At 63.4% G+C, this 20359-nt stretch carries 18 protein-coding genes; 7 read left to right on the top strand and 11 right to left on the bottom strand.

The features are described 5' to 3' along the window. Positions 1–500 precede the first annotated feature (500 nt). A complete protein-coding gene (locus GPL20_RS04045) occupies positions 501–1397 on the bottom strand; it encodes a LysR substrate-binding domain-containing protein (RefSeq protein ID WP_157327924.1) in 897 nt (298 codons plus the stop codon). 108 nt (positions 1398–1505) lie between these two features. Between GPL20_RS04045 and GPL20_RS04040 the strand changes: the two genes are divergently transcribed. The 5 genes from GPL20_RS04040 (at position 1506) to GPL20_RS04020 (ending at position 7216) form a co-directional block, all read left to right on the top strand. Then, positions 1506–2255 carry an SDR family NAD(P)-dependent oxidoreductase gene (locus GPL20_RS04040; RefSeq protein WP_157327922.1) on the top strand — a complete coding sequence of 250 codons (750 nt, stop codon included), beginning with the start codon at positions 1506–1508 and terminating at the stop codon, positions 2253–2255. A 24-nt stretch (positions 2256–2279) separates the two neighbouring features. Then, positions 2280–3119: a transketolase gene (locus GPL20_RS04035; protein ID WP_157327920.1), complete on the top strand. Its 840-nt coding sequence runs from the start codon at positions 2280–2282 to the stop codon at positions 3117–3119. Beyond that, a complete protein-coding gene (locus GPL20_RS04030; protein ID WP_205751135.1) occupies positions 3116–4126 on the top strand; it encodes a transketolase family protein in 1011 nt (336 codons plus the stop codon). Before GPL20_RS04035 ends, GPL20_RS04030 begins: the two co-directional genes overlap by 4 nt. Positions 4127–4301: 175 nt before the next feature. Then, on the top strand, positions 4302–5327 hold the full coding sequence (locus tag GPL20_RS04025) for a TRAP transporter substrate-binding protein (protein ID WP_157327917.1): 1026 nt from the start codon (positions 4302–4304) through the stop codon (positions 5325–5327). Next, positions 5324–7216, top strand: a complete 1893-nt coding sequence (locus GPL20_RS04020) for a TRAP transporter large permease (RefSeq protein WP_157327915.1) — start codon at positions 5324–5326, stop codon at positions 7214–7216. Before GPL20_RS04025 ends, GPL20_RS04020 begins: the two co-directional genes overlap by 4 nt. A 659-nt stretch (positions 7217–7875) precedes the next feature. Here the strand turns inward: GPL20_RS04020 and GPL20_RS04010 are convergent. The 6 genes from GPL20_RS04010 to GPL20_RS03985 are packed head-to-tail and all read right to left on the bottom strand — an operon-like array spanning position 7876 to position 12000. Then, positions 7876–9633, bottom strand: coding sequence for a complex I subunit 5 family protein (locus GPL20_RS04010; RefSeq protein ID WP_157327913.1), 1758 nt, complete (start codon positions 9631–9633; stop codon positions 7876–7878). After that, entirely contained in the window at positions 9633–9977 is a 345-nt protein-coding gene (locus GPL20_RS04005) for an NADH-quinone oxidoreductase subunit K (RefSeq protein WP_157327911.1), read from the bottom strand. Before GPL20_RS04005 ends, GPL20_RS04010 begins: the two co-directional genes overlap by 1 nt. Continuing rightward, positions 9974–10918: an MnhB domain-containing protein gene (locus GPL20_RS04000; protein WP_157327909.1), complete on the bottom strand. Its 945-nt coding sequence runs from the start codon at positions 10916–10918 to the stop codon at positions 9974–9976. The genes GPL20_RS04005 and GPL20_RS04000 overlap by 4 nt, the downstream gene beginning before the upstream one ends. Next, positions 10915–11187 carry a monovalent cation/H(+) antiporter subunit G gene (locus GPL20_RS03995; RefSeq protein WP_309143234.1) on the bottom strand — a complete coding sequence of 91 codons (273 nt, stop codon included), beginning with the start codon at positions 11185–11187 and terminating at the stop codon, positions 10915–10917. Before GPL20_RS03995 ends, GPL20_RS04000 begins: the two co-directional genes overlap by 4 nt. Positions 11188–11204: 17 nt before the next feature. Next, positions 11205–11486: an MrpF/PhaF family protein gene (locus GPL20_RS03990; protein WP_157327905.1), complete on the bottom strand. Its 282-nt coding sequence runs from the start codon at positions 11484–11486 to the stop codon at positions 11205–11207. After that, positions 11479–12000, bottom strand: a complete 522-nt coding sequence (locus GPL20_RS03985) for a Na+/H+ antiporter subunit E (RefSeq protein WP_157327904.1) — start codon at positions 11998–12000, stop codon at positions 11479–11481. Before GPL20_RS03985 ends, GPL20_RS03990 begins: the two co-directional genes overlap by 8 nt. Positions 12001–12472: 472 nt before the next feature. Here GPL20_RS03985 and GPL20_RS03980 point away from each other — a divergent pair, with 472 nt between their 5' ends. Together GPL20_RS03980 and GPL20_RS03975 are read left to right on the top strand one after the other, a co-directional pair. Beyond that, a complete protein-coding gene (locus tag GPL20_RS03980) occupies positions 12473–13825 on the top strand; it encodes a ferredoxin reductase family protein (RefSeq protein ID WP_157327902.1) in 1353 nt (450 codons plus the stop codon). 1079 nt (positions 13826–14904) lie between these two features. Beyond that, positions 14905–16059, top strand: a complete 1155-nt coding sequence (locus GPL20_RS03975) for an OpgC domain-containing protein (RefSeq protein WP_157328211.1) — start codon at positions 14905–14907, stop codon at positions 16057–16059. A 30-nt stretch (positions 16060–16089) separates the two neighbouring features. Here the strand turns inward: GPL20_RS03975 and GPL20_RS03970 are convergent, their stop codons facing one another. The 4 genes from GPL20_RS03970 to ureG form a co-directional block, all read right to left on the bottom strand. Continuing rightward, positions 16090–17535: a GntP family permease gene (locus GPL20_RS03970; RefSeq protein WP_157327899.1), complete on the bottom strand. Its 1446-nt coding sequence runs from the start codon at positions 17533–17535 to the stop codon at positions 16090–16092. Between the two features lie 48 nt (positions 17536–17583). Beyond that, a complete protein-coding gene (gene yut, locus GPL20_RS03965) occupies positions 17584–18600 on the bottom strand; it encodes an urea transporter (RefSeq protein WP_157327898.1) in 1017 nt (338 codons plus the stop codon). Between the two features lie 164 nt (positions 18601–18764). Beyond that, the gene (locus GPL20_RS03960) at positions 18765–19715 is read right to left on the bottom strand and encodes an urease accessory protein UreD (RefSeq protein ID WP_157327896.1); all 951 of its coding nucleotides are present in this window, start codon (positions 19713–19715) and stop codon (positions 18765–18767) included. Further along, on the bottom strand, positions 19712–20353 hold the full coding sequence (ureG, locus tag GPL20_RS03955; RefSeq protein WP_157327894.1) for an urease accessory protein UreG: 642 nt from the start codon (positions 20351–20353) through the stop codon (positions 19712–19714). Before ureG ends, GPL20_RS03960 begins: the two co-directional genes overlap by 4 nt. Between the last annotated feature and the right edge of the window lie 6 nt (positions 20354–20359).

The raw sequence follows: 20359 nt of genomic DNA, 5'->3' as shown, positions 1-20359 counted from the left end.
GACGACCATTTGGACATCGTGCTGGATCGGCGACACGATTCGCCGTGTGACCTTTGCCTTCGGAGGTCAACAGTCGGTCGAGGCGCGAGGCACCGGCTGCTTTCCGGATAGCCAATGGACGTGATCTTTGCTTGATGACGACGAACATGCGCTGCCATCGATCTTTCGCGAGTTCAGCCGCTTTGCCGCGGATACCGAGGTTCGCCAAACGTCTCCGGGACTATAGAGTTCAGCGCGTTGCAGACCTGACAGATTGCCTCGTGCGTAAAATTGGACCGTATTTTGTTTGGCTGGTGGGGCCCGATACCAATCGCACGATTTTGCACGCCACACGATCTTCTGCCATCGCCTACTCCCGATGGTAGCACCTCGGATAACGGGCGCGAATGGGACGATTGCGAGCATGTATGGAGGCCCGTTTGCTTTTGGCGCCGACTTCTATGCGTTGAAGACGCGACCATCGCAGCTCGAGGGCGGTGATGCTCGGCTTGACTTCGGTCTTAGTGCGAGGAACCTGCGGACTTGCCAGCGAGTTGCGCCACGAGCCAATCTGCAAAGGCTCGTACCGCAGATCTCTGTCGGCTGGCGCGGGGGTAGATCAGACGATGGCCGACGTAGCGGATATCGTTGGCGCGTCCTGCCAGTGGCGCAACTAATCGCCCGCTCGCCAGTTCGCGTTCGGCCAGAAGCGTTGATTCCAACGCTACTCCCAATCCCTCCGCGGCTGTCGCGATCGCGAGAAAGCTGCGATCGAACCTCATGCCGTGGAGTGCAGGGGCCTCCAATCCGTTGGCGGTGAACCATTGGTGCCACTGAACCTGCTTCACGTCGGAGCGGATCAACGTGCGATCGAGGAGATCGGCGGGCTTCCTGATCGATTTTGCAAGGGCAGGCGAGCAGAGCGGAGTGACCGTCTCCTCCGGGAGAGGAACCACCTCGACGCCCTCGGCGCGCGGCGGACCGTAGACGATGTCGATATCAAAATCATCGTTGCTGAAGCGCGCGTAGTCCGTACTCGCAGCCAGGCGGACTTCGAGCTTCGGATAAGCGGCGAGAAACTGTGCAAGCCGCGGCGCCAGCCATTGCGCGGCAAAGCTTGGCGCGGAGTGGACGCGCACCAATTGCGGTCCGCGCGCAGCGACTTCCTCAAGGCCACGGCGAAGCTGATCGAAGGCCGCTCCCGTGTGGCGCATCAGATTTTCGCCAGCCGGCGTGAGCCGTACGGACCGCGCACTGCGCTCGAACAGGACGGTGCAAAGTGTGTCCTCCAGCTTGCGGATGGCATGACTGACGGCACTCGGCGTCAGGTGAAGCTCATTCGCCGCATCGCGAAATGATCCCGTGCGAGCGGCGGCTTCAAAGGCGCGAATTGCCGATATCGGGACATTCGACAGCATTCCATAAGTGAATCAGATTCATCGATCCGTGACAACTGCGCGTTTGTCTGTTGCGCCTCCGCGGTTCATTCTTGGCCTTGAAGGAAAAACAATTTGCGGGAGGAACTGATGCTGCTCAGCGGTAAGACGGCCATCATTTCGGGCGCGGCATCGCCGCGCGGCATCGGGCTTGCCACCGCACGGCGGTTTGCCGCCGAGGGCGCTCGGGTCGCCATTCTCGACATTGACGCGAGCGCGGCGGGGGACGCCGCGGCATCGCTTGGCAAGTCCCACATTGGGCTGCGATGCGATGTCGCCGACAAATCATCCTGCCAGCAGGCCGTCGCTCTCGTTATCGAATCCTTCGGAAGCATCGATATTCTCATCAACAACGCCGGCATCACCCAGCCGGTGAAGCTCCTGGAAATTACGGCGGCGGATTGGGATCGCATCCAAGACGTTAATCTGAAAGGGGTTCTGTTCCTCTCCCAGGCCGTGATCCCGCACATGCACGCACGGAAGTCCGGATCGATCGCATGCATGTCGTCGGTCTCGGCTCAGCGGGGCGGCGGCATTTTTGGCGGTCCGCATTACTCGGCGGCGAAGGCCGGCGTGCTGGGTCTCGCCAAGGCGATGGCCCGCGAGTTCGGCCCGGATGGCATCCGCGTCAACTGCGTCACGCCCGGCCTGATCGGCACCGATATCACCGCCGGCAAGTTGACCGACGAGATGAGGGCGAAGATCCTGGAAGGCATTCCGCTCAATCGTCTCGGCACGGCAGACGACGTTGCCGGCATCTACACCTTCCTGGCGTCGGATCTCTCCGCCTACGTGACCGGTGCCGTGATCGACGTCAACGGCGGCATGCTCATCCACTGAGCAGGCGAGATAGGATCCAGATCGATGGAAACGCTGACCAACACGCCCAAGCTGGCGGATCGCGCCTACAACATTCGCCGCAATGCGCTGCGCATGGGCGAGGTTCAGGGCCAGGGCTATATCGCACAGGCGCTGGACATCTCCGACGTGCTCGCCGTGGCATATTTTCACACGATGCGCTACCGCCCGGAAGATCCGTCATGGGAGGAGCGCGACCGTTTCCTGCTCTCCAACGGTCACTATGCCATTGCTCTCTACGCGGCTTTGATCGAGGCGGGGATCGTCCCCGAGGAAGAACTCGAAACCTATGGCAGCGACGAGAGCCGCCTGCCGATGTCGGGCATGGCCTCCTACACGCCCGGAATGGAAATGTCGGGGGGCTCGCTCGGGCTTGGGCTCAGCATCGCCGTCGGCATCGGCCTGGGGCTGAAGCGCAAGAAATCCGAGGCGCGGGTGTACACGTTGTTCTCCGACGGCGAGCTCGACGAGGGCTCGGTCTGGGAAGCCATCCAGTCGGCGGGCCATTACAAGCTCGACAATCTGATCGGCATCGTCGACGTCAACAATCAGCAGGCGGACGGTCCTTCGACGCAGGTGATGGCGTTCGAGCCGCTAGTCGAGAAGCTTCAGGCTTTCGGCTGGTTCGTGCAGCGGATCGACGGCAATGATCTCGATGCTGTGGTTGCCGCGTTCGATGCCGCCAAGTCTCATCCTGCGCCGAAGCCTCGGATGATTATCGCCGACACGCTGATGGGCAAGGGCGTTCCCTTCCTGGAGCAGCGCGAGAAGAACCATTTCATCCGCGTCGAGCAGCACGAATGGCAGCTCGCGCTTGCCGCGCTGGAAGCCGGGAGGCAGGCATGAAGACCGTCAGATCAGCGCCCCAGCCGGGCATGCCGCGCCCGACCACTTCAGCCATGATCGCCTCGATCGCGGCCGAGGGACAGAAAACGAAGCCAGCGCCCTTTGGCCATGCGCTGGTCGAGCTCGCGCGCAGCCGTCCCGATGTGGTCGGCATGACGGCCGATCTCGGCAAATACACCGATCTACACATCTTCGCCAAGGAATTTCCGGACCGCTATTACCAGATGGGCATGGCGGAGCAGCTTCTGTTCGGCGCCGCCTCGGGCCTTGCTGCCGAAGGTTTCATGCCGTTCGCGACCACTTACGCCGTGTTCGCATCCCGCCGTGCCTACGATTTCATACATCAGACGATTGCGGAGGAAGACCGCAACGTGAAGATCGTGTGCGCATTGCCCGGCCTGACCTCGGGCTATGGCCCGAGCCATCAGGCCGCGGAGGATCTCGCGCTCTTCCGCGCCATGCCGAACATGACTGTCATCGACCCATGCGACGCCCATGAAATCGAGCAGCTGGTGCCTGGGATCGCAGCGCATCAGGGGCCCGTTTACATGCGCCTTCTTCGTGGCCAGGTACCGGTGGTGCTGGACGAGTACGACTACAAGTTCGAGTTGGGCAAAGCCAAGCTGATCCGCGACGGGAAGGACGTTCTAATCATCTCGTCCGGCATCATGACCATGCGTGCGCTCGAGGCCTTGCAAACTCTGAAGAACGACCGCGTCGATGCTGCGGTGCTGCATGTTCCGACCATCAAGCCGCTCGACGCCGAGACGATACTGCGTGAAGCTGGCAAGTCAGGCCGCCTGGTCGTCGTGGCCGAAAATCACACCACCATCGGCGGCCTTGGCGAGGCCATAGCCGCACTTCTGATGCGTTCAGGCGTTCATCCGCCTTTCCGCCAGATTGCATTGCCGGACGAGTTTCTTGACGCCGGCGCACTTCCGACACTGCACGACCGCTACGGGATTTCCACCGCAGAGGTCGCAAGGCAGATCAAGCTGTGGCTCTAGCGCACCGGCACTAAAGCGCCAATCAGGCCAAGCCCGACCGAAGAGTTACGTCCGCTGCATTTTGCGGCAGGCGAGCGATGGCTCTTGCCTGAACGCGGCTGTCGAAGAGGAAAGCTGAAACTGAGCGCATGCTGATGCAGCTGGCACAACGTCAATACCGGATCAGGAGGAAAACATGACTGTCTCGAAGCTAGGAAGCATCAGTCGCCGTTCTCTCTTGATGGCGGCCACGGCCGTGCCACTCTGTGGGACTCTGACCCGCGCGGCATCAGCCGCCGAGTTCGTCTACAAATTTGCTACAGGACAGGATCCGACCCATCCGGTGAATATAAGGGCGCAGGAAGCGATCGACCGCATCAAGGAAGCGACCAGCGGCCGCCTGGAGATCAGGCTGTTCCCCGCCAACCAGCTTGGCTCAGACACCGAGCTCATGACTCAAGTCCGCAGCGGCGGCGTCGAATTCTTCAATCAATCGTCCTCGATCCTTGCCACCCTGGTACCGAGCGCCGGCATTGTGAACACGGGCTTCGCGTTTGCCGACTACGACAGCGTATGGAAGGCGATGGACGGCGATCTCGGCACTTACATCCGGGCGCAGATTGCTAAGACGCCGATCATGGCGGTGTCGAAGGCCTGGGACAACGGATTCCGCCAGGTGACCTCGTCCGGCCGCGAGATCCGCACGCCGGATGATCTGAAGACCTTCCAGATCCGCGTTCCGCCCGCCCCACTGCTGACCTCGCTGTTCAAGGCGCTCGGCGCCGGGCCGACGCCCATCAACTTCAACGAGGTCTACTCCGCGTTGCAAACCAAGGTCGTCGACGGGCAGGGGAATCCGCTGCCGATCATCGCGACCGCGCGCCTCTATGAGGTGCAGAACACGTGCAGCCTGACCGGACACGTCTGGGACGGCTACTGGATCCTTGGCAACAAGCGCGCCTTCGAACGCCTGCCGAAGGACGTGCAGGAGATCGTGACGCGCGAGCTCGACCGTTCCGCGGTCGATCAGCGCGCCGACATCGCGAAGCTCAGCCAGTCACTTCGCGCCGATCTTTCGGCCAAGGGCCTCAAATTCATCGACGTTGATCGCGCCGCTTTCCGCCAGGCCTTGTCCAAAACCAGCTTCTACGCCGACTGGAAAGCCAAGTTTGGCGAGGAGGCATGGTCGCAGCTCGAAAAAGCCGCGGGCCAGTTATCATGACCAACGTGAGCCATCCGCCTCACGTCGATGCCGGTGTGGCGGCCAGCGCCCAGCAGGCAGGCCGGCGCAGTTGGGTGATAACGGCGAACACGGTGCTTGGTCATGTTGTGGCTGTCCCGGCAGCATTGCTCGTGCTGGCGGAGATTGCGGTGCTGTCTGCCGGAATCGTGGGTCGGTACGTGTTCCGCTCGCCAATCATCTGGTCCGACGAGCTTGCCGGTATTCTTTTCCTCTGGCTAGCCATGTTCGGTTCAGTGATCGCGTTCCAGCGCGGCGAACACATGCGGATGACGGCTATCGTTGGCGTTCTCAGCGCGGAGTTTCGCGCGTTCCTGGATGTCGTGGCGGCCGCGGCATCGCTGGCATTTCTTGCGCTCGTTGTCTGGCCGGCCTATGAATTTGCGGCCGACGAGGCCTTCGTCACGACGCCGGCGCTCGAGATCGTCAATACCTGGCGTGCAGCGGCGTTGCCGATCGGGATCGGACTTATGCTGGTCGCGGCCGTTCTCCGGCTCATCCGCATTGCCAGCTTGCGCAGTCTGCTGGCCTCCGTCGCCCTTGTCGCGGGCATCATCGGAACGTTCGTTCTGCTGGCGCCGGTGCTGAAGCCGCTCGGCAATCTGAATCTCCTGATCTTCTTCGTCGTCCTGGTCGGCGCGATGGTCTTTGCAGCCGTGCCGATCGCGTTCGCATTCGGTCTCGCCACCGTCGGCTATCTCGCCCTGACAACCAACACGCCCGACGTGGTGATGATCGGACGAATGGATGAGGGCATGAGCCACTTGATCCTCCTTGCCGTGCCGCTCTTCGTCTTTCTCGGCCTTCTGATCGAGATGACTGGCATGGCGCGCGCCATGGTCAGCTTCCTGGCCAGCCTCCTGGCTCACGTGCGCGGCGGATTGCACTACGTGCTGGTCGGGGCGATGTATCTGGTCTCGGGCATTTCCGGTTCCAAGGCGGCGGACATGGCTGCGGTGGCTCCTGTCCTGTTTCCCGAGATGCGGCAGCGCGGCGCGAAGCCTGGCGATCTCGTCGCGCTTCTGGCCGCGACGGGCGCGCAGACCGAGACAATCCCGCCGTCGCTGGTTCTGATCACGATCGGCTCGGTCACCGGTGTTTCGATCTCCGCGCTATTCACGGGCGGCCTGCTGCCGGGCGTGGTGCTCGCGGCCATGCTCGCGGCCGTCGTGTGGTGGCGTTACCGCCGTGAGGACCTGTCCCATGTCAAGCGGGCGAGCGGGTCCGAGATCGCCAGCGCGCTTGTCGTCGCGATTCCCGCCATCGCGCTGCCGTTCGTGATCCGGACGGCGGTGGTCGAGGGCGTCGCGACCGCGACGGAGGTCTCGACCATCGGCATCCTGTACTCGGCCTGCGCGGGTCTGCTCATCTACCGGCAGTTCGAATGGCGCCGTATCTATCCGATGCTGGTCGAGACGGCCTCGCTGTCGGGGGCGATTCTGCTCATCATCGGCGCGGCGACTGGCATGGCGTGGGCGCTGACCCAGTCAGGATTTTCGGCCTCTCTGGCCAAATTCATGACCAGCCTTCCCGGCGGGGTCCCCGTCTTCCTGGCCGTGACGATCGTGACTTTCGTGATCCTCGGCAGCGTGCTGGAGGGAATCCCCGCCATCGTCCTGTTCGGTCCGCTGCTGTTCCCGATCGCGCGGCAGGTCGGGGTGCACGATGTCCACTACGCGATGGTGGTCGTCCTCGCCATGGGCATCGGCCTATTTGCGCCGCCATTCGGCGTCGGCTACTACGCAGCCTGCGCCATCAGCCGCATCAACCCGGACGAGGGCATGAAGCCGATAGTGGGCTACATGATCGCGCTCCTGATCGGCACCCTGATCGTCGCAGCCGTGCCCTGGCTGTCGATCGGCTTCCTTTGACGAGCTCGGAAGGAGGCTTGCAGAATCCCGTGCCTCCTGTTCAGACGAATTTCGGCAGGTGCAGGTGCAGGTGCAGGCCGGCGCAAAACATATCGATCTGCTCGACCTGGCCCTTGCCAACCTCCGTAACCCGGAGCTTCTTGCCTCCGAGGGTGAAGGCACAGTTCGTTGGCTGAGGCCCATTCAGGATCAGCGGATCGGCGACCTCGCCCGCCGGTCGAGCACCGTAACGTTCTCTGGTTGTAGACCGTGCAACAGAGCCGACCGTCCGTTCCGAAGGCCATCCCGTCCGGCCCTTTGAAGTCCGGATTGGAATCTGGCTGCGCCGAAGACGACGCGTTTCGGCGCTGCCTCGCCAAGCACGTCATATCGATAGATCTCGCCGGTGAAGGATGCGTTGGCGTAGAGGTGGTTGTCGGGACCGAAACCTTCGGGCTCAAGAACTGCCTCATGCTAAGGAATGGATGAGATATCGTAGGTTTGGTAGGTGTGGGGAAAGGCGGTAGCGCTCCCCCGCTACCAAAAATCCAGTGAAATCAGTGATTTGTGCGCGCAGCCATGTCGCGCGCTTGCGCCGTAGCAAATTCGCTCAAAAAGCTGCGATCTCGAGGCGTTCGGATTCACCGCATCGCGTCTGCTCGGGAACCCAAGCCGATCCCTCAGGCACCAGCGAACATCAATGTGCCGAGCAGCAGCGCCACCAGCAGAAGCGACATGCTCGCCGCCGGCCATTGGCGCAGGACGTCGTCAACCGCTTCGACAAGACGGCCGAAGCCAAGGCAGGCGCGCCGCAGAGGGGCGATCATTCTCTCGACCGCATTCAAGGCGAGCGGGTGCGGCCACGGGCTCAGCAGGATCGCGAGCACCGTGCCTCCCAGCACAGGCAGCAGCAGCTTGGACAGTGCATCGATGCCGAGCGGGTTCGACATCCCACCTTGCGGGATCGGCAGATAGGAGGCCCAAGGCATCAGGCCGAGCAACAGGGAGCACAGCGCGAGTACGAGTGCTGCCAGATCGCAAATGCGCGGCACGGCGCCGCGGAGCGCAATCGGCTTGTCCGGCGGTGCCAGCGCATGAGCCAGGACCAGGACGACATAGGCGGCCGTCAGCACGCCGCCGGCCTGGAGCAGGATCGTCCACCACCATTGTTCCGTCTCCGCCGCCGCCTGTAGCAACAGGTCCTTGGCGAGGGAGGCTCCGCTCGGCGGTACGCCCATCAATGCGACGCCGCCCAGTGCGAAAGTCAGGACGCTCAAGGGCTGAGCGCGCGCAACGCCGTTTAGCCCGGTGATGCGATCGTGGCCGAGCCCCGCATAGATGGATCCGGCGGCCATGAACATCGCCGCCTTCGCTGTGGCATGTGAGATCGCCTGCAGCACCCCACCGGCCAAGGCGCCGCCACGCTTGAGGTCCCCCGAGACATCGAAAGCGAGCGGAAACATCAGGAACAGATATCCGATCTGCGCCAGTGTCGAATATGCGATCAGGAGCTTGAGGCGTTCCTGACGCAGCGCGACAACGCTGCCGAATATGATTGCCGTGGCCCCTAGCGCGCCGAGCACGTGCGCGGCAGCGAAGCCGGGCAGGCCGCGCATGACGTCGAACCAGAGCCGGATGACGATGAAGAGGGAGCCCTTCACGACCAGGCCGGACAGGATTGCGCTCGCCGCTGCCGGTGCGCCGGCGTGAGCGGGCGGCAGCCAAAGGTGCAACGGAAACAGCGCGGTCTTGGCGAGAAGACCCGTCGTCATCAAGGCCGCGGCGATGAGCGTGCCCAGCTGCGCATCGGCGCGACGTGACAACAGCACGATGTCGAGTGCGCCATAGAGACCATAGAGCAGGGCCGTGCCCGCGAGATAGAGCACCGACCCCAGCAGCGCGAAGAGCAGATATCGCAATGCCGCCTGAAGCGTCTCCGCACGGCCATCGAGCGAGACCAGCGGCACCGTGGCGAATGTCAGCAGTTCCAGCGCGACGTAGAGGGTGAAGAGGTCTCCGCCGACGAAGATCGCGTTCAGCGCTCCCCATATCGCCAGCAGCAGCATCCAGAATGCGGCCGGCGCGCGCGCCGCCGCTGCCGGACGAAATTCGGGTGCGGCATAGACAGCCACGGCTGGGATCACGACTGCCGTCGCTGCAATCATCACGGCCGACAATCCGTCGGCATGCAGCGCGACGCCGAGCGGTGGCGGCCAGGCGCCGAGCAGATAGACGAGGTGGCCTCCGCCCCGTGGCAGTGCCAGCACGAGCGCTGCGGCGATCGCCAGGCCCAACGGCATGATGGTGAAGGCAACCAGCCGGACGTAGCGGTCGCCGAGAGCGAAGGCCAGAAGCACGCCTGCGACCGGCAAGACAATCGACAGCACCAGCAGGAAGCCGCCCGCGGTCGTCGCCGACATGGGGGCAGGGGGCAGCATCAGCCACCGGGGGCATCGGCGCCCCGGCCCATGCGTGGCGCGTCGCTGCGTAGCGTCGTGGAGCCGGCGGTCCGGAACAGCCTCAGCAACAGGGCGATCGCCAGGGCGGTCGCGGCGAACGCGACGACGATCCCGGTAATCACCAGGGCCTGTGGCACCGGATCGTTGCCAAAGCCCGCCGCGGCGCCCCGCCGTCCGATGATGCCGAAGAGGAGGAACACGCCGCTGCCGAGCAGATTGAACGCGAGGAGTTTGCGAAGCGGTTGCGGGTTCGTGATCAGGCCGTACAGCCCCAATCCGACCGCGGCAGCCGCAGTCAATCCGAACACTGTCACGGCGCTCATCGCGGTACGCTCCGTTCCGGTGCGCCGGCGAGGAGCAGGGCGAGCGTGGCCGCGATCGTCAGCAGCATCGCCGTCTCGATGCCCAGAATCAGCGGCTTGGCGTGCGCGATCGGATAGGCAAGGAACGCCGCGCCAAAGCAGAGGCCGCCGAGACCAACGAGGAAGAACAGGCCGGGCCCGGCCACCAGGACAAGCCGTAGCCGTCGGCTGCTCGCCGGCGGCGTGTCCGCCAATCCCGCCATGATGACCAGGAGCCACATCGACGCGAGAACCGCGCCGCCCTGAAATGCACCGCCTGGATGATCGGCTCCGGTCCACAGGATGTAGACGCCGATGACGATACCGACAGGCGGCAGCAGACGCGCGAGAAACGCGAGAACGCCGTTCGGGTCGGCTTCGTGGTGCGGTCCCGGGCGGCCGCCCCAGGCCTGATCCGAGGCGAGCGACCAGACACCGACGATGGCGAGCAAGAGCACGACCTTCTCGAGCGCGGTGTCCATTCCGCGGAACGCCATCAGCACGTTGGTCACGGGGTTGGCGAGGCCTGTCGCCGCGGCGTTGGCGACGGCTGCCGGCGCGAGCGTTGGTGCGGCATCCGGCAAGAGCAGAATCGCGATCGCGAGCGCGGCAGCGATCGCCGCGGAGAGTGCAGCGGCGCCGAGACGCACCATCCGGTTTGGCGTCTCCGCGGCCGTCGACTCGGTGTCCCGCAGCCGGGCGGCGGCGCCCAGCAGCACGATGCCGCCCAGGCCCCCGCCGATTGCGGCCTCCGTCAGCGCGACGTCGATGGCGTCGAGCCCCACCCAGATGAGCGCAACCATTAGTCCATAGGCGACAAAGCCGACCGTTGCCGAATAGGTCTCGCGCACCGCGATCGTCCAGAGCGCGAGGCCCAGCACCAGAGCGGCGAGCACGCTCTCGAAGACCGTTGTGATGCTCATCTGGCCGGTCCGCCCTGGCGCGCGCTACGCGCGATCAATTGAGAGACGGTTGCGCCTGCCAGCAGCGCCAGCAACCAGATGCTGATCAATTTCAATCCGTCGCGCAGGCTTGCTGCCTGCGGGAGCAATCCGAGCACGACGAAGCCCAGGCCGAGATTGTCCGCCTTGGTGAGCGCGTGCAGACGGGTCAGGGTGTCAGGGAAGCGAAGCAGGCCGACGGTGCCGGCCAGAAAGAAGAACGCACCCGCCGATACGCTCGCGATCGTCACGATGTCACCCGCGTAGCTCATGTGCCGTCCGTTGAATCGACTTCGAGGCGCGAAAGCCCTTTCTTGACGAACGCGATGGACGCAAAGGTCGCGAGCAATGCCAGGATCAGCGCCACGTCGACCGCAGCCGGCACGCCGGTGACCGTGCCGAGCAGCAGCAATGCAGCGATGCCCCCGGTGCCGATCAACTGCGCCGACATCATTCGATCGGCATCTCCCGGGCCGCGCAGGATCGATACCAGCCCCAGCGCGAGCATCGCCAAAATGAAGCCGACCGACGCGGTCAGAAAATCACTCATTGTAGAGGGCTCGAACCAGGGCCGCTTCCTCGGCGGCAAGGTCGGCAAGCACGGGCTGATCGACGTCGAGGCAATGATAGAGGATGTGTCCATTTCTCTCCCCGGTTGGCACCGTTCCCGGCAGGAGGCTGGTGAGCGTCGTGAACACGTTACGTCGCACCCCGTGCGGAAGACGGGTCGGATAGGCCACAAATCCCGGATGCAGCGGCAGTCGGGGATCGAGCGCCCGTCTTGCAACATCCCATCCGGCGACGATGGAATGGTACAGGAAAAGCACTGCCAGTCGGGCAATGGCAACAGGCGAACGCCGCGATGCGCTCGGCTTCAGCAGGTACAGGCTTGCCCAAGTTGCTGCGACCACAGCGGCGGCCGCGGCGGGGATATCCGCGGGCCTGGCCCCGGCCAGCACGAGCCAGAGGCAGAGGAACATTGCTGCTCGCGAGACCGCACGCGACCACATTCCAACGTTGGTGATGCCCGCGCGCGCATCTTGGTCGCCTGAGGGTCCCGTCATGTCGGCCTTCTCCGTCGCCGGCGGATCAGCTCGCCCGGCTTAGCCGTATCCTGAACCAGCCGTGCGCGCTGCAACGACGAACGATTGCATCATGCGCTGTCGGGCGAAGCTGGGAATATTGGGTGATTGCCTGATCGCGGCCGAGGAATCTACTGGGGCCGAACCCTGACAAACCACGATTCTATCCGGCCGTATCGGCTAGATTTACCGATGTTGATGACCGGGCCCCGGTCCATCGGCCAGCCCGCTTTGTGTCATAAGCCTGTTGGTCGGTCACAGGTAAATCCATCCGCGAACTCCGAGGGTTTGGTCGGATAACTCCGCAGCGCGCCGATGGTACCTTCAGCTCGCTGTGGTCGCCTTCGTCCTGCGGACTCAATCCGCTCTATGCGCTCGGACGTCAGCGGCAGGGCAGAGCGCAACCGAACTCCGCAGTGGTATTCGAACCGATGCAGGTGAGCACCGACGTAGCATGCGGAACCTTAAACGCTCATTCTGGGCAATCCTCGCGATCCTGGTCGTGCTGTGGCTGATTGCCGAGCCTTCCGTATTTCAGTCAGCCACGTTCTTTGCTCTTCGTGGAGCGATGGTGCAGTTGAGCGGCATTCTGGCAATCGGATGCATGAGCGTTGCGATGATCCTGGCTCTGCGGCCGCGCTGGCCGGAATCGTGGCTGGGCGGCCTCGACAAGATGTATCGCCTGCACAAATGGCTGGGCATCACAGCCCTTGTTGTTGCCGTCGTCCATTGGCTCTGGGCCAACGGTCCGAAATGGGCGGTGGGCTGGGGCTTGCTGGAGCGGCCGACGCGTGGGGCAAGGCCTCCCATCGAGAATCCCATCGCAGCGTTTTTTGCGGATCTGCGCGGATCGGCAGAAAGCCTGGGCGAGTGGGCGTTCTATGCCGCCGTGGTGCTCATCGTGCTGGCGCTGATCCAGTATTTTCCCTACCGGCTCTTCTACAAGACACACCGGCTTCTCGCCCTCGCTTATCTGGTCCTGGTCTTTCACGCCGTCGTGCTGATCAGGTTCAGCTACTGGACGTCGCCGCTTGGCTGGGTGATGGCGGTGCTGCTTGCCTCTGGCACGTGGGCGAGCGTTGTTGTCCTTTTGCGCCGGGTGGGCGCCAGCCGGCAGGTCAAGGGCAGAATCGTCTTGTTGCAATATTATCCCGGTGTCAGGGCTCTCGAGTCCAAAATCGAAGTGCCGCATGGATGGCCGGGCCACAAGCCGGGCCAGTTCGCTTTTGCCACGTCGGACGCCTCGGAGGGCGCGCATCCTTACACCATCGCCTCCAACTGGCACGCCGAGAACCCCGGAATTACATTCATCACCAAGGAACTGGGCGACCACACCAGCCGCTTGCGCAAGACGCTGCGCGCCGGACAGGAGGTTACGCTGGAAGGGCCTTACGGCTGCTTCACCTTCGATGATGACTGTCCGCACCAGATCTGGATCGGAGGTGGCATCGGCATCACGCCTTTTGTCGCGCGTATGAAACACATGGCCATGCAGAAGGAAGCTCCCGATTGGCCTGAGGCGCAGATGGTCGATCTGTTTCACAGCACCGCCGATGTCGACGAGGAAGCGCTCGGCAAACTGGCCGCCGACGCCAGATCTGCCGATGTCCGCCTGCATGTTCTGATCGATGCCCGCGATGGACACTTGACCGGCGAACGCGTCCGCCGCGCCGTACCGCAGTGGCGCGAGGCGAGCATCTGGTTCTGTGGTCCGGCGGGATTCGGTGAAGCGCTGAAACGAGACTTCGCCGCGCACGATTTTCCTGTCAAATGGCGTTTCCATCAGGAGTTCTTCGCGATGCGGTGATGCCGCCGTAGAGCGGCATCACCGGCGTCACGCTCCAGATCGACACACACTGTCGTGACAAATCTGCCGCCGATGGCTTGCGTGGGTAGCGACAGCCTCCTACCGCCATCCGCAAAGACGACGGCCGCGATGCCACCAGCAAACCCAGCGGCGGCGCCTGACCGGCGTTGGTCGACCCCAGCCTGGCGCGGGACCCCAGCCCCATCCGGGACTGGCTCCCCAGCCGGGAGTGCCACCCCAGCCGGGACTTCCCCAGCCGGGAGCCGGCGGTGCCCTCACAACGTCCGTTCGCCACCCGCAATGGCGGCGGCCGCGATGCCACCAGCAAGCCCAGCGGCGGCTGACCGGCGACGGTCGCCCCCAGCCTGGAGCGGGACCCCACCCCCAGCCAGGACCAGGTTGCGATCCCCACCACTGCGCCTCCACCACGAGGTCCGACTGCTTCGCGACTTGTCCAAGATCAGAAGCAACCGGCATCGCATCTGCCGCCTCGATGAGACGAGCGCCTATGGCGCCGACAGCAGCGGCCGCGACGGCATTTTGCAGAACGGCGCGACGGGTGAGAGCGCTCATTGTTTTCTCCTATTTGCTACGCAGTCTTCCGCACGGACTGAAGCGCGAAGACCAGCCAGCATGATGCCAGGGGAGCATGCGGACCCACAGCGGAGGAGGACCCAGAGCTTCGATGTGCATCCGCTGTCATAGGCCGCCGTCATGCCGTGCTCCTGATGTGCGCGATGATCGTTCGATCGGCACGCGCGGGAATGGTAGCTTCGGGCCGATGGCTCCGGCATCGGATGAAACCCCCGAGCGACGGGGCGGAATATTCCCATGGGATGAACGGATGACGAGATCCCATCTGCGATGCGGCGCGTTGGCGCCCAGGCTGGCATGATGGCAACCCGAGCGGCCACGGCGACGTTGGTACATTCGCCAGTAAATCTCGGGGTTTTGTTGGATCACCCCTGCCGGCTGCGATCAGTATGATCGGTCGGCTTGCTGCCGGTCAGCCCGCCGATCCGGAGCCAGAGCCCTCCGCGAACTGCAACAGCCTGCGAGGTCGATCGGGTGGCAGCATGATGAGAATCCGAGCGCAACTGCCGCCGAAGGGCCGCGACTATCGCCTCGATCTGCTGCGCGGTTTCGCCAACTGGGCGATCTACCTCGACCATATACCGAACAACGTGGTGAACTGGCTCACCCCGCGCAATTTCGGGTTCAGCGATGCGGCCGATCTGTTCGTCTTCATCTCCGGCTATACGGCCTCATTCGTCTATGCGCGCATTATGCTTGGGCGAGGCTTCGTCATCGGAGGAACTCGTCTCATCAGGCGAGCGTGGCAAATCTACGTGGCGCACATTGTCCTGCTCGTGATGTACATCGCCGAGATCGGATATCTTGCGCACCGCTACGGCGATCCAAATCTCGAGCATGAGTTCAACGTTGCCGGATTCATGGCCGATCCGGCAGAAACCCTCTATCAGGGACTGATCCTCGCGTTCAAACCCGTCAACATGGACGTGCTGCCTCTCTATATCCTGCTGATGGCCGCCTTTCCGCCGGTTCTCTGGATCATGTTGCGGCTGCCGAACCTGACGCTCGCGGCCTCATTCCTTCTGTACCTCGCGGCACGCCATTTCGGTTGGAATCTGGCCGCATTCCCGACGGGATACTGGTACTTCAATCCGTTCTGCTGGCAGTTTCTCTTCATATTCGGCGGATGGTTCGCACTCGGCGGCTCGACCCTGGCGAAGCCATTGATCCGGTCGCGCGCGTTGCTTTGGCTCGGCGGCGCCTACTTGCTGTTTGCGCTCGTCATGACGATGGCGGGGCGATTTCCGGAGATCGCCGAGCTGATGCCGACATGGCTCTACGATGCATTCAATCCCAACGACAAGACCAACCTGGCACCCTACCGTCTTGTCCATTTCATCGTTCTTGCCTTTTTCATCACCCGGTGCCTGCCGCGTGACTGGCCGGGCTTCGACTGGCCGATCTTTCAACCGCTGATCAAGTGCGGCCAACAATCGCTCGAAGTCTTCTGTGTCGGTGTCTTCCTCGCGGTCGGGGCTCACGTCATCCTCGTCGAGATCTCCGGCGCGATCTGGATGCAGATTGCAGTGAGCGTTGCCGGCGTCGCGTTGTTGACCGCAGTCGCTTACTACCGCTCTTGGTCCAAGAAGGCCGACAAGCCAAAGTCGCCTCCCTTGCCTGCGCCCGGGATCGGCGGCTGAGCGTGTGCTTCGACTTTCGAACCACAGCGGTCAAAACGATCCAAAAACCGACCCCAGGATGAGGACCGCGACGAGTGCGATAATGCAACTGACGATCACGGTCATCACCATGTCGAGATAGCTTTCGCGATGAGTGAGGCCGCTGATCTGCAACAGCAGCAGCACCGTGCCGTTGTGGGGAAGGGCGTCAAGGGTACCGGCACTCATCGTTGTTATGCGATGCATCAATTCGGGGGCGATGTGATGCTCCGCGCCAAGACGCAAGAAGTCGTCGCCAAACGCATTGAGAACGATCGCCATACCGCCGGAGGCCGTACCGGTCAGCCCTGCCAGCACATTCATGGAGACGGACAATGAGACCAGCGGTCCTCCGGCAATCCCGAAGACCGCGTCGCGCACCGTCGTGAATGCCGGCAACGCGGCGACGACCGCGCCGAAGCCGACAAGACTGGCGATCATGAGCATGGGCAAGGCTGCCGAATTCGCACCCGCGTCGAGACTTTCGCGGAGGGACGGCAGGCGTCGCAGGTTGAGGAAAAGGACGGTCAGGTTTGCCGCCGCGAGCGCCACGATAACCGACCAGACGCCGGACACGGCCCCGATCGTCGTACCGCCCCACTGCTCCTCGGACAAAAACGAGAAATCGAGCCTCGGGAATACGATGAGCGACATCAGGAAATTCGTGACGATCACGACGACGATGGGCAGCACGGCCACAGCAAAGGAGGGCCCGCGCTCGGCCTGCTTGCCATGCGGCAATTCGGCCGGGTCGAAGTCGCCCGCGGGCGCTGCCTGCTCGCGAACCATCTCGCTGACGACCGGAGCGGTCTCCGCCTCGCCACCATAGCCTTCACCGGCCTTGCGCGCCGCCGCCTCAACCCGGCCGAGCCACCACATGCCGAAGACGAAGATGATAGCCGATGCGATGATGCTCAGCCCGGGCGCCGCGAAGGTGGTGGTGCCGAAGTACGGCATCGGAATGGCGTTGTTGACCGAAGGGGTGCCCGGCATCACTGACATGGTGAACGTGAATGCACCAAGTCCGACGGTTGCCGGCAACAACCGGCGCGGGACGTCCGCGGCCCGGAACATCTCGTGGGCCATGGGCACCAGCACAAAGAATGCGACGAACACACTCACCCCGCCGTAAGTCACGATGGCCGACGCGATCACCACCGCGAGCACCGTGCGGCTGGTTCCCAACTTGTCGGTCAGATACCGCGCGATGGAGCTGATCGAGCCACTGTCGCCCATGAGCTTTCCGAACAACCCGCCCAGCATGAACATGGGAAACCACTGCGCGACGAACCGCGCCGCCCCGCTCATGAACGTCTGCGTCCAGTGGGCGAGCAGCGGTTCGCCCGAGAACACGGCTGCAATGAGCGCCGCCAGTGGGGAGACCAGCAGGACACTCACCCCCCGGTATGCGAGCCACATCAGCAGGGCCAGGCCAAGCAAGATCCCGATGAGTCCCATCGTTCAATTCCTTCGATAACTCACGCTGCCGAACGACCATGATGAGGATCAAGCTACGGCCGCAGGCCTTTCGTTGTCGCGGGCGACGGCAGGCGCTCCCTCCAGGCGTTGCCGCGGCAACAGGAACAGCCACGTCACCAGCACGAACGGCGCTGTCAGAGCCGGAATGGCGAACGGCGTCAGCGCGACGTTCAAGGCCGCCTGCACGATCACCGTGAACACCGTGGCGAGGGCCGTGTAGACCACGACGCGCCAGCTCGGCTGATAGAAGACGGTCCCGAGCGCGATCGCCGTCAGGACCGGGCTGAATCCAAGGAGGCCGCCGGTGATCAGGTCACTCTCGGCGCCGAAAAGATGGGCCGTCAGCACAGCCAGTATCGCACCTCCAAGAGCGAAGGCGGCGCTCGCGAGCGAGCTTACGGCGAGCCCGACGAGCAGGAGCAGCGCCGCGACGCTGCTGGCCTTCAGGAAGACTTGCGAGATGCTGAGGAACACGCCCTGGGTGAGCTCGATGAGCTGGAGCGGACTTCCCTGGTAGGGCTGGAATGCGGTCACAACGTTGCCGGTCGGCAGGGCCGTTCCCGCAAGGCCGGAAAATCCATACGTGGCCAGCAAGAGAAGCCATGTCGTGATCACGAACGGAAATGTGAGAGCGCCACCCCATGGCTTGACGACGTTGGTCGTCCCCAGCATCACGACGACGGATACGGCCGCCCCCAGCATGACGTACACCCAAAGCAGCGCTCCGGGAGCCAGGAACGTCGCCAGCGCAAGGCCGACGAGGATGCCGTTGAAGCCGTAGAGCCCGGCATGGAGCGACTCGGTCTCGACGTGAAGCAGCTCCGCGACCAGGTTTGCGACGACGACCGCGACGACGCCCGCAATTGCCACGCGGGGGGCGCCGGCCGCATAGGACCCCCAGGCGATCGCGGCAAGGAAAAGGATCCCGGTCAGCGGGTTGTTCTGAAACATGACTTGCCCAATGCTGCGCAAATTGATGTCCAGGAACCGCAATGCGCCTGACGATGCGGCGAGGCTCTCCCACTTTGCCAGGATCTGTTCCATAGCTGCCTCCTCCAACTTGCCGGCACCCGCGCTGGGCTAGAGCATGATCCGGAAAAGTGCGAAGCGGTTTTCCCTCGCGACAAACGCGGAACGCGTTTGCGCGGAGATCATGCTCAAACAACAACCTGAAGCGCGATGATGATTCATCCTCATCTCATCGCGCTTTAGCGCCATAGATAGCGCGGAGGTAACGCGGCGCCGATGATCTCCCTGCGAACGATCTCCCAGAACTCGCGAACCTTGGCCTTCACCTGCGCGGTTTCGCGGCCCAACACCTTGAAGATCAGGCCGGCATCGTTGGGCAGACGACAGGCGCCGAACGCCACGCCATCCGCGAAATTCACATCGGCCCCCACGCGCTCGTGGATGCGCTCGGCCTTGTCCTTGGGAGCGCACAGGATCACGTTGGCGAACACGTCGAAGGAGTCCATCGCGCCGGTCTGCCGCATTGCATATCGCCGCGGCTCGACCACCAGCCTCTCCGCGAACAGGGCCCGACCATCGGGCCGCACAGCCGACGTTGATAGCGACAGCACGGTCGCACCGAAGCACTCGTCTGGATGATGGTGCTTGCGGCCCGGCTGGATGATTTCCGAAAGGAGGAGGGTCGCCGACGGAGCAACGGAGATCTGTGTGTCACTGAGAAACCGCGCGTGCCGGTGCGGGATCACCGGATCGGGAAGAAATTCCAGATATGCGTCGTCGGCAAGCGTAATCGTCTGGCTTTGCGCCGCGTAGTTGGCATCCATCGCGTGAATCTTGGTTGCCGACTGCGAGGTGAGATGCGCCTGCGCGCACGGACCGAGGGCGACGTCCAGAGCGAGCCTGTCTCCCTGCAGTACGCAGCCCGTGGTGGTGATGAGGAACACGCAGGCGAGGCCGGGCATTTCCTCGTCACAATGCAGCGCGCGCTGCACCATGTAGGGCGCGCGGCGCTCCAGCGTCGCCAGGATCGTCCGGAGAGAGCGGCGCTCGAAGCCCAGACGCAGGAAGCCCGTCTTGCCGACAGAGCCACTCCTCATCTGCAGCGGCTCATCCTGGAAGGAGGCGAACTCCGGCATCGAGGCGCCGAGCGATTCGGCGCGGGCCCAGGGAGGGAAGGCCGCCGGTATCATGCTGATCGGGCCCGTGGATTGATGTCGAACAGAAACTCGCGCTCGATCAGGGCGACCAACTGCGGAATGCCTTCCCCGGTCTTGCAGTTCGTGAAGAGGAACGGCTTGCTGCCGCGCATCATCCTCGAATCCTGCTTCATCACGTCAAGACTGGCCCCGACATGGGGTGCAAGATCGGTCTTGTTGATGACGAGGATGTCGGAATGCGTGATCCCGGGTCCGTTCTTGCGGGGAATCTTGTCGCCGGCGGCGACATCGATCACATAGATGAAATAGTCGACCAGAGCCGGCGAGAAGGTCAGCGTCAGGTTGTCGCCTCCGCTTTCGATCAGCACGACATCGCTGTCCGGAAACCGCCGCTCCATATCCTCGACTGCGGCGAGGTTCATGCTGGGGTCTTCGCGCACCGCGGTATGAGGGCAGGCCCCGGTCTCGACGCCGATGATGCGTTCCTGGAGCAGAACGCCCTTGAGGGTTCGCTGAACGTGCTTGGCGTCTTCGGTCGTTACGACGTCATTGGTGATGATGAGCACCTTGATGCCCAGATCGAGCAAACGCGGTGTGATGGCTTCCACGATCGCGGTTTTGCCCGACCCGACCGGGCCGCCGATGCCGATGCGCGTGATATTCTTCGACATTCAAGG

It is taken from the genome of Bradyrhizobium cajani (assembly GCF_009759665.1).
Classification (GTDB): domain Bacteria; phylum Pseudomonadota; class Alphaproteobacteria; order Rhizobiales; family Xanthobacteraceae; genus Bradyrhizobium; species Bradyrhizobium cajani.
Note: the sequence above shows the minus strand (reverse complement) of the source record. Positions and strands in the feature narration are given on the sequence as shown.

What these genes read in the sequence shown, in the direction of transcription:
- GPL20_RS03960 (WP_157327896.1), bottom strand. Translation starts at nt 19,715, where the DNA reads ATGATACCGGCGGCCTTCCCTCCCTGGGCCCGCGCCGAATCGCTCGGC.
- GPL20_RS04040 (WP_157327922.1), top strand. Translation starts at nt 1,506, where the DNA reads ATGCTGCTCAGCGGTAAGACGGCCATCATTTCGGGCGCGGCATCGCCG.
- GPL20_RS03970 (WP_157327899.1), bottom strand. Translation starts at nt 17,535, where the DNA reads ATGGGACTCATCGGGATCTTGCTTGGCCTGGCCCTGCTGATGTGGCTC.
- GPL20_RS04025 (WP_157327917.1), top strand. Translation starts at nt 4,302, where the DNA reads ATGACTGTCTCGAAGCTAGGAAGCATCAGTCGCCGTTCTCTCTTGATG.
- yut (WP_157327898.1), bottom strand. Translation starts at nt 18,600, where the DNA reads ATGGAACAGATCCTGGCAAAGTGGGAGAGCCTCGCCGCATCGTCAGGC.
- GPL20_RS04045 (WP_157327924.1), bottom strand. Translation starts at nt 1,397, where the DNA reads ATGCTGTCGAATGTCCCGATATCGGCAATTCGCGCCTTTGAAGCCGCC.
- GPL20_RS03990 (WP_157327905.1), bottom strand. Translation starts at nt 11,486, where the DNA reads ATGAGTGATTTTCTGACCGCGTCGGTCGGCTTCATTTTGGCGATGCTC.
- ureG (WP_157327894.1), bottom strand. Translation starts at nt 20,353, where the DNA reads ATGTCGAAGAATATCACGCGCATCGGCATCGGCGGCCCGGTCGGGTCG.
- GPL20_RS03985 (WP_157327904.1), bottom strand. Translation starts at nt 12,000, where the DNA reads ATGACGGGACCCTCAGGCGACCAAGATGCGCGCGCGGGCATCACCAAC.
- GPL20_RS04035 (WP_157327920.1), top strand. Translation starts at nt 2,280, where the DNA reads ATGGAAACGCTGACCAACACGCCCAAGCTGGCGGATCGCGCCTACAAC.
- GPL20_RS04005 (WP_157327911.1), bottom strand. Translation starts at nt 9,977, where the DNA reads ATGAGCGCCGTGACAGTGTTCGGATTGACTGCGGCTGCCGCGGTCGGA.
- GPL20_RS04030 (WP_205751135.1), top strand. Translation starts at nt 3,116, where the DNA reads ATGAAGACCGTCAGATCAGCGCCCCAGCCGGGCATGCCGCGCCCGACC.
- GPL20_RS04000 (WP_157327909.1), bottom strand. Translation starts at nt 10,918, where the DNA reads ATGAGCATCACAACGGTCTTCGAGAGCGTGCTCGCCGCTCTGGTGCTG.
- GPL20_RS04020 (WP_157327915.1), top strand. Translation starts at nt 5,324, where the DNA reads ATGACCAACGTGAGCCATCCGCCTCACGTCGATGCCGGTGTGGCGGCC.
- GPL20_RS03975 (WP_157328211.1), top strand. Translation starts at nt 14,905, where the DNA reads ATGAGAATCCGAGCGCAACTGCCGCCGAAGGGCCGCGACTATCGCCTC.
- GPL20_RS03980 (WP_157327902.1), top strand. Translation starts at nt 12,473, where the DNA reads ATGCGGAACCTTAAACGCTCATTCTGGGCAATCCTCGCGATCCTGGTC.
- GPL20_RS04010 (WP_157327913.1), bottom strand. Translation starts at nt 9,633, where the DNA reads ATGCTGCCCCCTGCCCCCATGTCGGCGACGACCGCGGGCGGCTTCCTG.